The organism is Oscillatoria sp. FACHB-1406 (assembly GCF_014698145.1).
Classification (GTDB): Bacteria; Cyanobacteriota; Cyanobacteriia; order Cyanobacteriales; family Spirulinaceae; genus FACHB-1406.
Genome location: NZ_JACJSM010000009.1, coordinates 149,880 through 165,679, shown reverse-complemented (window position 1 = coordinate 165,679; position 15,800 = coordinate 149,880). Strand labels below are relative to the sequence as shown.

The window sequence follows — 15,800 nt, the reverse complement described above, 5'->3', positions numbered from 1 at the left end:
GGGGGAATTCATCTTTGAGAAGCCCATCAGTTACAGTGCCATGATTTCATTTTCCCTCATCAGGGGACTTGACTCCTACTCCCTCTCACCTGTCGCACAGAAGGACTACTTTTTGTCGTGCGGAATGGGGGTTAAACCGAACCCTCAATGGCGGATTTTTCGACAGCAGCGCTCCCGATCTCTCCATTTCTTGCGGAAATCGCGATCGCTCGCCATTGACCTCAAAAATTTTTGCTTCAGTCCGATGTCTTTCTTTCTTCTTCTTCAGGCTGGGGAGACTGGTTCTCTAAAGGAATCAGCGTCGGCTCGGTGCGAATCGTCGATCGCGTTAAACTTTTTTGTTGTTGTTTGGGTGTCTCAGTAGCAGTCGCCGCAGTCGGACTAACTTTTTCTGAGGTCGATGGAGTTTCCGGCGCGCTGGCTTGGTTGCGAGCATCCGCAGCTAGAACCTCTACCGTTTGATGCGATGCTTCCAACGCTTGCGCTAACTGCATTTGCTGCTCTAACTGCTGAGTAGAAGAGACTAAATTACCCAGCCCGTCAACCAGGTTGCGCAGGTTATTGCGAAAAGCAGGATCCCCCGTTAGTTCGTCGAGATCTGCGGTAATCTTCCGAGCATTTTCAAAGGTTTCCCGAGCCGAAGTTAGGGTTTGCTGAAGCGAGAGTAGCAGTAGTGGGTCGTTCAAGCTCGCACTTAAGCTGCGGAGATTTTCGGAGGTGGCCGCAGTATTCGCAACGAGGGCATCAATATTGCTAGAAGCTTTGGTGGCATTCGCAACTAACACATTTAGATTTCGGACTAAACCTTCTACTTCTTGCGGGTTGAGGGCGGTATTCAATCCTTGGACTGCAGGTTTGAGTTCGGTTAAAGTCTCCTGCACGCTGCTGCCAGTCATTCTCAGACTGGCAAGCGTACTGCTGAGGTTGCTTTCATTAGCGCGAACCAAACGATTGAGATTTTCTGAGAGAACATTAAAATTTTGAGTTGTCCTATTGAGGTTTTGCGTAATCTGATTGGCACTCGCATCAACGGTGCTGGAGAGACGATTTGCCGTTGCATCAACGGTGTTAGAGAGACGCGCGCTGCTTCTAGAGATATCTCGAGCCGTTGCTGTTAGCGAGTCCGTGGTTTGAGCGACATTGTTCGATAAAGGTGCAATTTGTCCGCGCAGGGAGCGCGATAACAATCTAAATTCGGCGCTGAGTTTGGCAAAGTCGGTGGCTGTTGCGGTAGCTGCACTCAGCAGTTTGTTGACGTTATTGGTCACTTCGGGGGAACCGTAAGCTTGACTGAGGCGGACGGTGCTATCGAGAAGATCGTCAATCGAAGCACCGGCTTTTCCGGTCAAGCGCTGATTGTTGCAGAGAATCGGCGAGGCTTCGCATTCTTCGCCGAAGGGTTTGAGGTTGAGATTTTCGCTGGCGATAGCTTCAAGGGGGGTAATTTCGATCGCGCTTTGATTGAGAAATCCCGATTGAGTTGCCTTCACAATTGCGTTTTTGGGAATCAGGAGATCGCTGGATTCGATTTCGAGCTTGGCTTCTACGCCATTGGTACGCGGGGTGAGGCTGACAATTTTACCCACTTCTGCACCTCGATATTGCACGGGCGTTCCCACCGATAACCCTTTTGCATCGGCAAATTCGACGACAATATGATAGCTTTTGCTGCCGAAGCGAAGACCTTGCAGCCAAAAAGCTACGCCGCCAAACAGGGCTAAACCCGCCACGATTAATAGTCCGACCGATCCTTCTCGTACTGCCCGCGATCTCATTATTCCTCCTCGAGCGACGACTTTAATTTAACTCACTATACGAATGGGTCCCTCGATACTGGCACTAAAAAACTGTCGCACCCAAGGATTGTCGGTAGAATCAATCTCTTCAATACTACCCTGCCAGCGCACCTTTCCTTCGGAGAGAAAGAGGACGCGATCGGCGGTGCGGCGAATGGTACTTTCTTGGTGAGAAACCATAACATAGGTTCCGCAACTCGGGTTTGAACCGTGTAAGTGACGTACTAAGTCTTCGATAATCGTAGAGGCGATCGGGTCTAAACCGGCAGTGGGTTCGTCGTAAAGAATCACTTCTGGGTTTAACTTAGGATTGTCGGGATCGGCAGTAATCGCCCGGGCAAAACTGACGCGCTTGCGCATCCCACCAGAAAGTTCGGAGGGATAGAGTTGACTCGTCCCCTCCAAACCCACCATTTCTAATTTTTCTTCGACGAGGGCGCGAATGCGATCGCGGGGTAAGCGAGAATGTTGGTACAACAAGAACCCAACGTTCTCGCCCACGGTTAGCGAGTCGAATAAGGCTGCTTGTTGAAAAACCATACCAATAGCGACCTCAGCGTCATCGGGGTTATCTTCGATGGTGGTTTCGCGCTGTTGACCCTTAATATAAACTTCACCGCGATCGGGGTTTAACAGTCCTGCAATAATTCGCAGAATGGTCGATTTTCCCGTCCCTGACGGCCCGAGAATCACGAGAGCATCGCCTGCGTAGATGGTTAAATCGACACCATCGAGGATAGTGTTTTCCCCGAAGGATTTATGAATTCCTCTAAGTTCGATTAACGGTTCGGGATTCACCATTACTTCGGGGGTGTGATTGCATTCAATCCTAACTGGGACGAGAGAGGCGATAAACTTACGGTCTGCCGAAACAATTTATTGATTGTTATGGTTCCACAAAAATTCATCGAGAAGGAAATTATCGAGTTCCTCGAAGGTGGAGACATAAGCTTCGACGGGGTGTTCGTACCCTTTCAATTCGACGGTGGCTGGTTTGAAGCGCTTTTGGGCGCGATCGATACTAGCGAGGTAATTGTAGGTGGATTGACCGAGGGCAATATCCACTCCTAAAGTTTTAGTACAAGATTCGAGGCGAAAGGCTGCATTAACTGTATCGCCGATCGCGGTATAATCTGGGCGATCGCCGCTGCCCGTATTGCCCACCATCGCATACCCCGTATTGATCCCCGCTCCGATTCGCAGGGGAAAGGGTAGGGGATACTGGTTGCTCAAATCCGCTGTCATTTTGTGAAGATCGCCGATCGCGCGAAAAATTTGCAGCACTTCTTGTTTGGTAATATCAGTTTCGCCATGAAACCACAGCGCCATCACCGCATCGCCAATATACTTATCCACCCAGCTTCCCCCCTCGCGAATAATCGTTCCTGCTTGCCGAAACCAGTTCCCGATTGTTTCCGAGAGGATTTTTTCGTCGAGTTGGAGCGTTAAACCCGTGAAATTGCGGATATCAACGACCATCACTGACATCAAGCGTCTGACGTGCAGGGTGGAAGTGAGAGTGTCGGTGGTGCTAATAGAGAGATCGTAGGAGACGTTGTGGCGATCGCGCGGCGGACAGTGAAATTCTAATTCCGTTTGTCCGAAGGTGACGCGATCGCCATCTCGCAGTGTTACCGGAATATTCACCCGCCGACTGTTGACAAATGTGCCATTCCGACTGCCCAAATCGATCAAATAAAATTCTCCCGTCTCCGTGCATTGCAGCATTGAATGATTTCTCGAAATCCACTGATCGGTGATCACGAAGTTATTATCGTTGCTGCGGCCGATTGTCCAACAGTTACTACCAACCAATGGAAGATAGCGATTTCCGTTGACCGTGCGCAAAATTAAGTAAGGTGTCGATCCCGGAGCCATCACAACGCGATAGGCAGTAGACTGCTGACTAAGGAATGTTGCTCTAGAGTAGCGATTCCCATAAGATGTGGCAAGCGCGCATTTCTACTGAAAGCGGCAAACTTTTAAAAAAAAATTAATTTCTCTCTGCCCGCCACTCGTTCTAAGAACTGCTTATAAAGCGAAAGCGGCTGCTAAAGCAAAAAGTCCTTCAACCACAATTGTACTCAATACTGCACCCCCAAAAGCCCAACTCGAAGCCTGCCGCTTTTGCAGCGCTGCGATCCCAACGAGGGTTAAAAGACTTCCCAACGCGATCGCACAGCCAATTCCCCAAGGTGTTTGGACTCGAGTTAAGGCATTTTGCAAGATGACAGGAGCAAGACTCGGAGACACTTCCATCACTTGCCGCCAGTAAGGGATTAAATCGGTTAAGTAAAAATATAAGTCACCAATTGCCGTGCCGAACAGCGATCCCAAATAAAATAAAGAGCCAACCGCATACCCTTTGCGTCGCATCCCCCACAGAGCAAAAGGAATGCCAATGGACTCAATCGGGAGGTGATACAAGGGTTCCCAGCGCCACCAACCCCAATAAATCGAGCCAGCCAGCCAACTCCAGCTAAAACCGAGCAGCAGATCGCCCCAAACCTCGAATTTCGGGCGCTGGCGCAACTTCCAGCCCAAGGCAACCCACATCGCACTCAACAGCAAACTCAGCAGGGGTTGCTGTCGCACCAACGACGCTTGGAAGAAGACTGGAATGGAAACTAAGAAAGCGGCCGCCGCAAAAATATGCCAAAGTTTGGGAGGACAGAGGGCAGGAACCGGAGCGATCGGTGCGAGTTCCGATACATTCAACCAAGGAAGACGGGGGTTTAGGGGAGAACTAGAGGGGGATTGCACGGCGCGAACTTGAATTTATTTAATAAGTGTTTAAAAAACTTTACTTATCTTCGCATATCGTTCGAGAGATCGCAATTTCTAGAACTCAGAGGTGACGAAGCGATGGGACGATGGGGCAACCCAGTTAACTTAATTAAAATTTAAAACTTACAAATTACAAATATGAGAGGGCAGAAGATTAGCCCCTACCGAACTTCCTGTTCTAGATAGACATTCAGGAATAAAAGCGTTACAACGAGCAACAGGAAACCCATCTTGAAGCCGTTGTTACACTTTAACCCTAGAGTTTAAAACTTTATCCCCTACAGCTTGAATGAGCAGATTAACGAGAAAATTAATGAGTATTGTGGCGCTGTTCCTACTTGGAGCTTTTTTTTCGCTCGCTTTTCCAGGAATAACGCAAGTTTTAGCTCAATCGCTTCCATCACCCGAAGCGATCTCCCCTGCGCCGACGGCTCATTATAACCTCTGGCAAGCAATAGTATTAGGCTTTATCCAAGGATTGACCGAGTTTTTACCCATCAGCAGCACCGCCCATTTGAAAGCGATCCCCGTCTTTCTGGGTTGGGGCGATCCCGGAGTAGCGTTCACGGCAATCATTCAATTGGGGAGTATTGCGGCAGTATTGAGCTATTTCTGGTCGGATTTGGCTCAATTAGTGCGTGGAACTTGGAAGGCTTTGGTTAACAAGGATTATAAGTCGAGCGATTTGCGCATCGCGGTGGGAATTTTGCTGGGAACGATCCCGATTTTATTCTTTGGGCTTTTGCTCAAAAAGTTAGTCCCGGATCTCGATCGCTCGCCTTTGCGCAGTATGGCTGCGATCGCCATTGCATCGATTGGGATGGCAATTTTATTGGGACTAGCGGAACGCTTCGGCAAGCGCAAGCGAGGGTTTGAAGGGTTAAGGACGTTGGATGGGATTTTGATGGGATTGGCGCAGGCGTTGGCATTGATCCCCGGCGTTTCGCGATCGGGATCGACAATTACAGCGGGATTATTTCTCGATCTCGAACGCTCCAGCGCCGCTCGATTCTCTTTTCTGTTGGGGATTCCAGCCATTACCCTCGCGGGGTTAGTCGAACTAAAAACAAACGTACTGGATGTGGGGATTAAGCTCGCGGATATTTATCCGTTGATTATGGGGGTGGTGTCGTCCGCATTTTTTTCTTACATTGCGATCGCTTGGTTAATCGAATATCTCAAGCGCCAAAATACCTGGCTGTTTGTTTGGTATCGCTTAGCTTTTGGTTTGGCGATCCTCAGCGCGCTCGCTTTGAAGTGGATTCCTAACTAAATACCCAACTGCAATAACAGTTATCAGTGATAGCGCTACTTGAAACGTAAATCGACTTTTACTAAACGCCCAAAAGTCTTGACTGGTGGGCGTTGCTCGCACTACCGAATCTCTTAACTGAGTTGCGTCGCGCTATATCCGCGAGTAGCTATCGATCTTGCTCGCTGCCGATCCCCCATTCCCCCTGCTTATGTCATGAATTCTTGACATAATGCTCCCGCCCCCGCACGTAAACTCGTCAAATCTCGCAAAATCTTTTTCTAAACCCCTTGACGCATCGCCGATCCATTTTGTTATATAGACTTAACAAAACGATCCCAAAGCGATCCCGAAGTTTTAAAAGCCGAGAAAAAGCTGGATCGTTTTGAGAGGTTAGGCACATTTGCCAAGTTCGCTGGGAATGGTCCGCTTAACACTAGGTCATAGATATTTGCCGTTTAGTTAAATCGGATATAGACCATCATGGCTCAAGAACGCCAACCCCTTGAAGAAATGACCTTACGGCAACTTCGTAAAGTCGCGAGTAGATACAACATCTCTCGATACAGCCGAATGCGGAAATCGCAATTGCTAGCCGCTATTCAATCTATTGAAAAAGAAAGATTTTCTACCAGTCCATCGCGTCCCTTAGAGGTAAAAGAAACTGTGGAAGCATCAAAATTTGAACTCGGTCAAGACGATCCCACGGGTGGAACCCTAGCTTCCGTCGATGAAGGATTTGGCGATCTACCGGGCGGATATGGAGAAAGTCGCATTGTCCTAATGCCCCGAGATCCTCAATGGGCTTATGCGTATTGGGATGTCCCCAACGAGCATAAAGAAGACCTGCGCCGTCAAGGTGGTCAGCAGTTGGCGCTTCGAGTTTATGATGCTACCGATGTGGATTTAGGCTACAAAGCGCCTCATAGCATTCAGGAGTATCCTTGCGACGAACTCGCCCAAGAATGGTATCTCCCGATCCCCGTCAGCGATCGCGATTATGTCGCTGAGATCGGCTATCGTTGTTCTGACGGTCGTTGGTTGATTCTGGCGCGCTCTGCCACGGTTCGCATCCCGCCCGTCTATCCTTCCGACTGGATTGAAGATGTCTTCGTAACGGTCAACTGGGAAGAAAACCTAGAAGGCAAAACGGTTTATAACCTCGTTCCTCCCAGCAAGCGCGCATCGATGGCAGCATCAGCCGGAATGGAAACGGGTAATGCCATTTACGACCAAATTTTCGGCATGGCAGAATCTTCCGAAGCTCAGCGCGTCGCGGGTTCGCTGTTTGGTTCCATGCAGCACGTCGCGGGTTCAGTGATGAGTTCATACGTTCTTGCTGAGAGTGCGGGAATGTGGTCGGCTTCGCTACAAACGATGTCTGGCGTTGGTATGGGCGCGGGCTACACAATGTCTGGTGCGGGCTACACGATGTCTGGCGCGGGTTTCTCCGCTTCTGCCCCTCCGATTCGCCCTCGCCAGTTCTGGCTGGTAGCGGATGCAGAACTGATTGTTTACGGCGCAACCGAACCGGATGCAACGGTGACGATTGGCGGACAACCGATTAAGTTGAATCCGGATGGAACGTTCCGCTTCCAAATGTCTTTCCAAGATGGCTTAATCGATTATCCGATTATGGCGGTTGCGGCGGACGGCGAACAAACGCGATCGGTTCATATGAAGTTCGAGCGCGAAACGCCTTCTCGCAATACCAATACGAAGGAAGAAGCCGTTCTCGAATGGCTGTAGATTTTCAATCTCTCCCTATATAACTGAAAGCCCCCAACAATTAAGTTGGGGGTTTCTTAATTTCAAGCAATGGTTTGAGAAATCGCAAGCTACTTCCAAAATCTTTTCAAAATTTTGCTCATAGACTGTTGTTCTTAGGGAAGGAGCGGAATGCGTTTGTACTTAAGGAAATATCCAAAGGAAACCAAAAGCGCGATCGCGATCGCTCCCCACGCCAAATAGCTGGGAACCCAAAATATTGCATCTAAAAGATTGACTTGTCCCGGTTGTAATTGCCAGATTAATTGGGTTCCTTCGGTGCGAGCGGGAGGGGCGATACCGACTTCTTCATGAGTCACATTTTTCGCGCCCCAAGGCGTATTCAGTGCCAGTTCTAAGTTAACTAACGAATCCGGACTGACAATTAACGGTCCTTCCTCAGAGGTTACACCCAGCCCGCGTAAATCGACTGTTAATTGAATTCTTTCTCGCTCGAATAGCACCCAATTTCTTTGTTTGAGGTACAGTTGGGATTGAACGGGAATGGGGCTGAGGCTGCTGTTATTTTCGGCTTTAGCAGTGACGGGTTGTTGAGTTGGATTAAAAAACTGATTAAATTTTTCGACGAGTTCATCGCCGTTGGCAAAGGGAATGGTAACGAGAATTTCGCGATCGGAAAGATGTTGCGTTTTGCCTTGAAGCTTGCTGGCGCGACTGTCAAAGGATTTCAACCATTTTTGTGCTTCTAATTGATTGAAGCTGGCGAGTTGTTCGCTGAGTCGGATGTGTTGTACGATCGCGCCCTGAAATTGCCCCTTAAAATTAATACCGACATCGTAGCGCACGCAGCCCGATAAAAAGAGTGCTGAGAAAGCGATGAAGGCAAAGAAGAACAAGCGAGCCGGGGAAAACCGCCAGCGACGGCGCGGGTAACGGACAGTCATAGCCAGAAACTCCTTGAGGAATATCCCCATTGTGCATCCTCGTGCGTGCATTCCCACTGCTAAAGGAGGGATTTTTCAAGAAATTTTAATGAAGGGGGCTGTCCTGGGAGCGATTTTTCGGAACGAGCGAACGTCTGCGGCTATACTACGAATAGACCTATCCTTTAGGCGAAGTTGCAATGGTTCAACCTCCTCTGCCAGATAATACGGGTATGTTTTCTGATGAAGCAGATGTCTCCCGCTCCCATATTTATAGCGTTTCGCAAGGAGCGATCGAAAGTGCGCCTGCTCCGGGTAGCGATCGCGTTCGTGTTACTGTTGAAGTCGATCGCGAAGTTCTCAACCTCATAGCTTGGTTGGCGGAGCGACAAGGAATGAGTCCGGAACTAGCATTAAAGAAAGCGGTAGCTACGGCTGCTTATATTTACGATATTACCCAAAGACAAGGGGGCAAGCTTTTAGTACATCGCAAAGACAATACCGTCGGCGAAATCGTTTTTAAATAATCAATCTAGCCATAGCAGTAATGCCCTTAGAATCAGAACAACCGCCTATTCCTGCTAACCTTATTGAGGAAAAACCACTTACAGAGATTTCTCTCCCTAGAGCGGCGACTCTGGTAGCTCAAAATCGAGAAGCCGATATCAAAAATTTGTTGCCTTCTATGGTGGATACAAATATCAAATTAGAGGAACGGCAAGAAACAACGCGATCGCAACTGGCAACTTTTTTAATTAGAATCCTAGCGGGAACGGTTGCTGCAAGCTTCGCCGCCGTTATTACTTTAACCATTATGTCGGGTTTTATTGACGAACGCAAGGCAGCAACTTTCGATAAAAATACAACCCTCGTTAAAGATTTAATTACTTTTATTCTTACGGCTCAAACCGGCTTAATTGGAACTGCTCTCGGTTTTTATTTTGGCTCTCGAGGCAGCAACGCTGATTAAAATTAAAAATTAAAGTTTGTCGCCCAGCGTTCTAACTCACAAAATCATTTTAACGCTCGACTTTCAATTCTTCTTTATCAATGATCCCTTCTTCGTTATCCATTATCCATTATCCATTATCAATTAGATAAGCGTCCCAACCAACGACGGCCGATCGCGCGAGCATAAAGGTTGATAGGAAATTGGTAATATTCCACCGTCAGCCAAATAACACAGGCAAGATGTACGAAAAAGACGACGATTGTCCAAGCAATGGGGAACCAAGCTCCTGGGGTTCCGGGTAGGGGAGGGAACAAATAAGCGGCGAAACCCACCACAAAGGGGGGGAGAAGAACAAAAACAAAGGCGATAATGAGCGCGTCCCAGCCGAATTCAGTCCGAGTCCCGCGCAGACTTTTCCATCCTTTCCCATTCCAGCGCCAAGAAAAAGCCATCGGACTATCGGCAATGGCAATCGACTGTTGGGCGAAGTCGGTACTAAAGATGTGATGGCAAAAGCTGCAACTCATGGCTTCCATCAGCGAGAGAGTGGAAATGCTGCCGCAGCGACAGATGGGACAGGGGTAAGTCCCTTGTTCGGTTAAAAGTTCGCAATCGTGGGGAAGATAGCTCATGGGTTTTGCGGAAAGATTTAAGAAGAAATGGCGCTTAGAGGGAGAATTACGAGCGGAAAATTAATCTTAGTGTAGCGAATCCGAGGGATTGCTCGTTTGAGGGAAATTCCGACGCGCGCCCGCAGGGATGTCGCGAATCTCGCCCGAATCCATAAGCTTTGCGGCAGTCGAGTATGTCACAATGAAGTTAGAGCTAATCAATCGACTGCTCTAAAAATCTTATGAGTCAAATGAGAGAGTCAGCGCGCGAAAAAATCCTGAGACTTGCTAAGCAGGGCGATCCGGTTACGCTAGCAGCGCTGCTCGAACGCAAACTCCGCGATCGCGAGATTGCAGTGCGGGTCGAACGCGAAAGAGATCGTTTGGGGATTGTCCTGGAATCCCATACGCTACCCGAACGCTCGGAATTAGTAGAGTGGATTGCGAAAGCAATGAACAGGCTCGAGCCGGAAGGAATCGCAACCGTGGAAATTTGGGCTTATCGTTACACCGAGCCAGATGCAGATTGGGTAGAAGTTGTCAATCTGCATTCCGTAGCAGTGACTCAATCGCTATCGGCTTGGCTGGAGTCGAATCTCGTGTTTCCGTCCTCGCCAGAAAATGGGGGCGCGATCGCGCCGAAAATAGCGACAGAAGAGTTTCTACGCTTTCATCTCAGCCCTCAAGATGCTGCTTTGTTGCCGATTGCCTGCATTAAGGAAGTGCTGCAAGTTTCCGCGAGCGAGGTATTGCCGGTTCCTCATACGAGCGATCGCATCTTGGGAGCCTACAATTGGCGCGGGGAAATGCTGTGGATGGTCGATCTCAAGCGCTTGCTCGGGTTGGAATCGAGAGAATTTTCCGATAGCGACAATCGCAGTGGCAGTAGCTTTCGGGGCGGTAGGAGTAGCGCGATCGCGCTTTCGGTGGAAGGGCAGGTTCTCGGCTTGCTCGTCGAGCAAATCAAAGATATCGAAAAGCACGATTTACAACAAATCGAACCGGCGAGGGCAGGACTGTTCGATCGGCAATTGCTACCCTTTACGCGCGGTTATTTAACAGAATCTAACGCGATTGTCCTTGATGCTCGCGCTGTCCTCTGGGGGGCAAAGCAGCTAGGAAATCTGGGCTAGTGCAAAAGTTGGGCGAGCTTATCGAGATCCAGCAAAAAGACTTCTAAGAAAGAGTCTTCCGATCGCATTGGCGCAATATGACTGGTTAAATTTAACGGTGGCGTTGTAGCGCGTACTTGCAGTTGACGGACGTTAGCCAAATCGATCTCGCCCAGCGTCGGTGGCGTATCGACGGGAATCGCACACAGTTGTTGGGCAGACAGTTGCACGATAATCAAAAAACGCCCTTGTTTGGCGTGTCGTCGGTTAGTGCTGTCGAGGCTTTGCTCTAAGTCGAGCAAAGAGATCGCGCGATCGCCCAAACTCACAAAACCAACTTCATTCAACACTGTCCGCAATTCCTGCGGAAAGTTGACGACTTTGAGAACTGCGACCATTGGCAAGGCGAACCAGTAGCGGTTGGCTTTAAACAAAATCGCTTTATGGGTCGCCGGTTCGATACCTTGGGTCTGGGAAATGGGGAATTGTGTCATCAGAAAAATGGGTTTGAAACCCCGTGCTAGAAGCACGGCTTTACATTAATTTTTGGTAGAATCGTGTTGGTCAATGACCCACCCGCGACGATGGAGACATAAACCCTAACACCAAAGCTTGCGAAACTTCGCAACGGGGAAGAAAAATCGGTAGACCGGGAAAAGAGGACGGGGCAATGGGTAGAGCTATCCCTCGAATCAACCAAAAACATAGAAATTCTTTTCGGAATTTCGACACCTAAGAACCGCTGGGCTAGCGGGGATAGTCTGTGGAGCGAACGTAAGACCATAAAACTCCTTGCGGGTGGAGGCAGTTGCAATGAAGCAGAAACCTGAATCGTGAGGTTTAGGAATCACCGCACTTTTAGGGCGGTGAGGATGTCAAGCTAACTCGTCGCCACTCAAAATACAAAAAGGTCTTCAACCGAGATCGTTAAGCTGGCTCCTGTACATATTTCCTCACTGTTGTCAAGAGATCGCGCTCTAAATACGGTTTTGTCAGATAAGCCGAAGCTCCTAAACCCAGCGCTAACTGACGATGTTTCTCACCTTGCCGAGAGGTCAAAATCACGACAGGAATGTGGCACGCGGCTGGATTCTGGCGGTAAGCATTCAAAAACTCCAAACCATTCATATTCGGCATTTCCAAGTCGCAAATAATCAAAGAAATATCCGGATGTTGGTGCAGGCGTTCGAGAGCATCAAATCCATCTTTGGCTTGCAGCACGCGATAATTCGACCGTTCTAGGGTTCTCTTCACGTTTTGCCGCAGCGTAATCGAATCGTCTACGACCAGAATGCAACGATGTGTTGCGGGCAGTTGCCGTAACGGTGGGTCGATTTCCTCCTCAGCAGTAACCTCAATCTCGGCTAGGGGATGACTGGCTGGCGCTGGAACGGGGGAAGAAGCGGGAAGTCTCGCGGTATCGGGGATAAGAGCCAAGCGATCGCGCTTCCCGTTCGCCTCGCGCGCCGACATTTCCAGCGTTTCAGGGAGCGACTGACCGAGTGCGATCGCGACTAATTCAACCAAATCGATCGCGAGCGCTAAGCGACTGTTCCCCAAAATCGTACAACCATCTACATAGCTGGGGGGCGAGATAGCATTGCCGAGGGGCCGGATTGCCAATTCTTGCTCGCCGAGGACGCGATCGACTTCAATCCCTACCAAACCGTTGGGAGTTCGCAGTAACATGACCATCCGGCGATCGTGTCCTGCTTCTGTCTGAGCGGGCTGCGGACTGTTGCCCCCAGACCAATCGATAAACCCCGCGCGGTAAGCGAGCAAATCGGCTAAACGATGAATGGGAACGGCACGAACGCCGCCGGTTGAGTCTTGGAGGTGCGGGGAGGGGGGCTGCTGCCATTGCATCATCCGCTGGTCGCCCAAGCGTTTAATCCGTTGCGCTTGCAACAAGACGATCTGCTCGATATTATCGGAGGGTAAAGCATAAACTAAATCTCCGACCTGACAGACTAACAGTTTGGCAACGCTGAGGGTGAGCGGCAGGCGTATCGAAAAGCAAGTACCTCGATGCCATTGCGAGCTAACCGAAAGCGTCGCGCGGATTGCTTCTAAGTTCGATCGCACCACATCTAAACCCACCCCACGACCGAATAAGTCGTTAGCTTGGCGCGCGGTCGAAAATCCCGGTTCAAAGATAAACTCGAGCAACTGGTCTTGCGTCAGTGCTGCGGCTTCCTCTAAAGATACCGAGTTTCGCTCGATCGCGCGCTCCCGAATGCGCTCGAAATCTATCCCCTGCCCGTCGTCGCAGACTTCAATAAAAGAGTGATTGCCTCGCGTGTAGGCGCGAATGTCAATCTGACCTTGGGGCGATTTGCCCAGCGAACGGCGCACTTCCGGCGGTTCGATCCCGTGGGCAAAGGCATTGCGGACTAAGTGCAACAAGGGGTCGTAAAGTTGTTGCGCGATCGCCTTATCAACGAGGACGCGCTCGCCAGTAATCTTAAACTCGACCGATTTGTGATACACCAAGGATAACTGTTGCAAGACGCGCTCGATCCGGCTGAGGATTTCGCCGAGTTGCTGCATTCGCGATTGCGTCAGGTCGTCGCGCGCGGCCTCAAGCAGGCGTTGTTGCTTGTCTAAGATTTGCCCGGATTGGCTGGCATAGAGATCGAACACTTCCAACACTTCCTCGATCTGTACCATTTCTTCGCTCACCGACTGCAACAGAACTTGCAGTTCGCTGTAGCGATCGAATTCGAGCGTGTCGAAGTCCATCTCGGCTGTCCCCCACGGACTTGCCTTAACTTCCATCGACGGTATCCCGTGCGGGTGCGAACTATCGGCGACCATTGCGCCCCAGGTCTGAAGTTGCCCTAGGGTGGCGGCGTGTTTGCTCAAACGCGATCGCAATTCCTGAACTGCTGCGAGCAGGCGTTCGTTGCGATCGGTTTGTCGGTTCTGATTGACCAAGAGTTCGCTGGCTTGAAAGTTCAAACGTTCTAGGCGCTCGATTTCAACGCGCACCGTTTGCGGGCGCAACAGACTCGATTTTTCCTCCGAGGAAAGCAACGTTTGATATTTCGTCATTTCTGCGAAGGAGGCGATGACCGTTGGCTCGTCGTCGGAGGTTGCCAACAGCAATTCGTCGAATTCTTCTTCGGCGACTTGCAAGGGCGCATCGGTTTGGGAAATCTCTATTTTGTCTTCTGTGCGCCCCTTGTCAGCAAAGTCGAACTCCGAAGTATCGAGGTTTTCTGCGACTGGCGTAAATTCCGAGAGTAGGGCGGGGTCGAAATTCCCAAACATACGCTCTAAAGAGTCGTTCTCAGCATACTCAAAAGACTCGACTTCGCCGTTGATAAAATTGTTTTCGCTCCGCCGCTCCAATCGTTTCGGTTTCTCAGTCTCCCAGTCCCTTAGAGGTTCTTCCTCTGAGGAGTCGTTATCAGCAGTTTCGTCTTCCTCAAAGTCGCCAGCAAACGGAAACCGGACGGGAGGGAGAGTCGAATCGCCGGATGTCTCGCTGGAGTTGGGGCTAAAAGGCTGCAATTCGCCGTTGCTCGCTTCGTCGTCCGCTTTCCCGATTCCGGCGGCTAGATGCTCTAAGGCGGCGGACGGCTCGCCCCCACGCTCGCGATCGCCCGCTAATACTGCTTTATGGGCAGCTTCCAGATCTTCGAGGGCGATGCGACCGATTTCGAGAATGTGCTGGGGTTGGGTTTCTAAGGCCGTTTTAATGGCTATTGCGATCGCGCCGAAACCGGGCAGGTTTAACGATTCTGCCAAACCAATAAAGATTTCGTTGCAATCGTGCAAGGTTTGGGCCAGCGCGATCTCGTCGCCCGCCTCTAATATCGCCTTAACTTCCTCTAGACGCTGTTTGACCCCCACTTCAAAAATAGAACCGACCACATCGAAGCCGAGTTCTACCGAGGAGGGAATTGCGGCATCGGGATTATAATCCTCGCCCAATTCAAGCTGAACTTCGGCTAAGGTTGACGCGGCTCGATTCAGAACGTCAAGGTCGTTTTCTTGGACTTGCGCGGTCATTTCTGTCACCGCCAACCGCAGGCATTCGTAAGCTTGAAAGAGTAATGTATCTAATTTTTCATCAATCTTTAAATTAGGATTATACAAAGATTTAAAAATACCTTCCAAGCCGTGAGCGATCTGGCTTAAGTTATGGAACCCAACGCTAGCCGAAGAGCCTTTTAACGTATGAGCCGCTCGCATTAAGTTATGCACTTTCGCGGGCGTTTTTTCTTCTCTTAAGCTCAAGAGTTCTTGCTCGATACTCTGCAAAAGTTCTTGAGCTTCGTTGAGGAAGTCAGCATGAATTCGTTCCGAGTCGAGATTGCTGTTCATTATTCACGTCTGATGTGCATTATCCAAAAGTCTTGATTTCCCTCACCCCCGGCCCCTCTCCCGATCCCCCCTAACCCCCCTTACTAAAGGGGGAAAATGCGAGGGGAGAAAGAACAGTAAAATGGGATTTTCGGCTTCTAATTCACATTAGGCGTTATTCACAATTCACTGTTCAAAATTTACGCATTGAAAATTCTGAGACTGAATTTGGAGGTTGACTCCGAGTCTAAGAGAGCCAGCAAAATCAAAACTCAATAATTCAACAATTCTCAACGCCCGATTCTTAATTCCCCCTTCTCTAACCTCC

At 49.7% G+C, this 15,800-nt stretch carries 13 protein-coding genes; 5 read left to right on the top strand and 8 right to left on the bottom strand.

The annotated features are described in order from the left end of the window. Window positions 1-236: 236 nt before the first annotated feature. The 4 genes from H6G50_RS11825 to H6G50_RS11810 all read right to left on the bottom strand — a co-directional run bounded on the left by H6G50_RS11825 (window position 237) and on the right by H6G50_RS11810 (window position 4,559). On the bottom strand, window positions 237-1,775 hold the full coding sequence (locus H6G50_RS11825; protein ID WP_190716413.1) for an MlaD family protein: 1,539 nt from the start codon (window positions 1,773-1,775) through the stop codon (window positions 237-239). Between the two features lie 27 nt (window positions 1,776-1,802). Beyond that, window positions 1,803-2,597, bottom strand: coding sequence for an ABC transporter ATP-binding protein (locus tag H6G50_RS11820; protein WP_190716411.1), 795 nt, complete (start codon window positions 2,595-2,597; stop codon window positions 1,803-1,805). Window positions 2,598-2,672: 75 nt separating this feature from the next. Beyond that, complete coding sequence (locus H6G50_RS11815) at window positions 2,673-3,674, bottom strand: adenylate/guanylate cyclase domain-containing protein (RefSeq protein WP_190716409.1); 1,002 nt, start codon at window positions 3,672-3,674, stop codon at window positions 2,673-2,675. 153 nt (window positions 3,675-3,827) lie between these two features. Then, window positions 3,828-4,559: a DUF3120 domain-containing protein gene (locus H6G50_RS11810; protein ID WP_347239924.1), complete on the bottom strand. Its 732-nt coding sequence runs from the start codon at window positions 4,557-4,559 to the stop codon at window positions 3,828-3,830. A gap of 337 nt (window positions 4,560-4,896) precedes the next feature. Between H6G50_RS11810 and H6G50_RS11805 the strand changes: the two genes are divergently transcribed. Continuing rightward, complete coding sequence (locus H6G50_RS11805) at window positions 4,897-5,856, top strand: undecaprenyl-diphosphate phosphatase (protein WP_199302837.1); 960 nt, start codon at window positions 4,897-4,899, stop codon at window positions 5,854-5,856. Between the two features lie 462 nt (window positions 5,857-6,318). Beyond that, entirely contained in the window at window positions 6,319-7,584 is a 1,266-nt protein-coding gene (locus H6G50_RS11800) for a DUF4912 domain-containing protein (protein WP_190716405.1), read from the top strand. 134 nt (window positions 7,585-7,718) lie between these two features. On the opposite strand, the gene H6G50_RS11795 is transcribed toward H6G50_RS11800, so the two are convergent. Further along, a complete protein-coding gene (locus tag H6G50_RS11795) occupies window positions 7,719-8,507 on the bottom strand; it encodes a DUF3153 domain-containing protein (RefSeq protein WP_190716403.1) in 789 nt (262 codons plus the stop codon). Between the two features lie 179 nt (window positions 8,508-8,686). On the opposite strand from H6G50_RS11795, the gene H6G50_RS11790 reads away from it, so the two are divergent. Next, the gene (locus H6G50_RS11790; RefSeq protein ID WP_190716401.1) at window positions 8,687-9,013 is read left to right on the top strand and encodes a hypothetical protein; all 327 of its coding nucleotides are present in this window, start codon (window positions 8,687-8,689) and stop codon (window positions 9,011-9,013) included. A 20-nt stretch (window positions 9,014-9,033) separates the two neighbouring features. Then, the gene (locus H6G50_RS11785) at window positions 9,034-9,456 is read left to right on the top strand and encodes a hypothetical protein (RefSeq protein WP_190716399.1); all 423 of its coding nucleotides are present in this window, start codon (window positions 9,034-9,036) and stop codon (window positions 9,454-9,456) included. A gap of 119 nt (window positions 9,457-9,575) precedes the next feature. Here H6G50_RS11785 and H6G50_RS11780 read toward each other — a convergent pair whose 3' ends face one another. Next, a complete protein-coding gene (locus tag H6G50_RS11780; RefSeq protein WP_190716397.1) occupies window positions 9,576-10,070 on the bottom strand; it encodes a hypothetical protein in 495 nt (164 codons plus the stop codon). 221 nt (window positions 10,071-10,291) lie between these two features. Here H6G50_RS11780 and H6G50_RS11775 point away from each other — a divergent pair, with 221 nt between their 5' ends. Beyond that, the gene (locus H6G50_RS11775; RefSeq protein ID WP_190716395.1) at window positions 10,292-11,182 is read left to right on the top strand and encodes a chemotaxis protein CheW; all 891 of its coding nucleotides are present in this window, start codon (window positions 10,292-10,294) and stop codon (window positions 11,180-11,182) included. Here the strand turns inward: H6G50_RS11775 and H6G50_RS11770 are convergent. Next, complete coding sequence (locus tag H6G50_RS11770; protein ID WP_190716393.1) at window positions 11,179-11,655, bottom strand: chemotaxis protein CheW; 477 nt, start codon at window positions 11,653-11,655, stop codon at window positions 11,179-11,181. The two genes, H6G50_RS11775 and H6G50_RS11770, sit on opposite strands and share 4 nt — an antisense overlap. A 433-nt stretch (window positions 11,656-12,088) precedes the next feature. Then, entirely contained in the window at window positions 12,089-15,493 is a 3,405-nt protein-coding gene (locus H6G50_RS11765) for a hybrid sensor histidine kinase/response regulator (protein WP_190716391.1), read from the bottom strand. Window positions 15,494-15,800 lie beyond the last annotated feature (307 nt).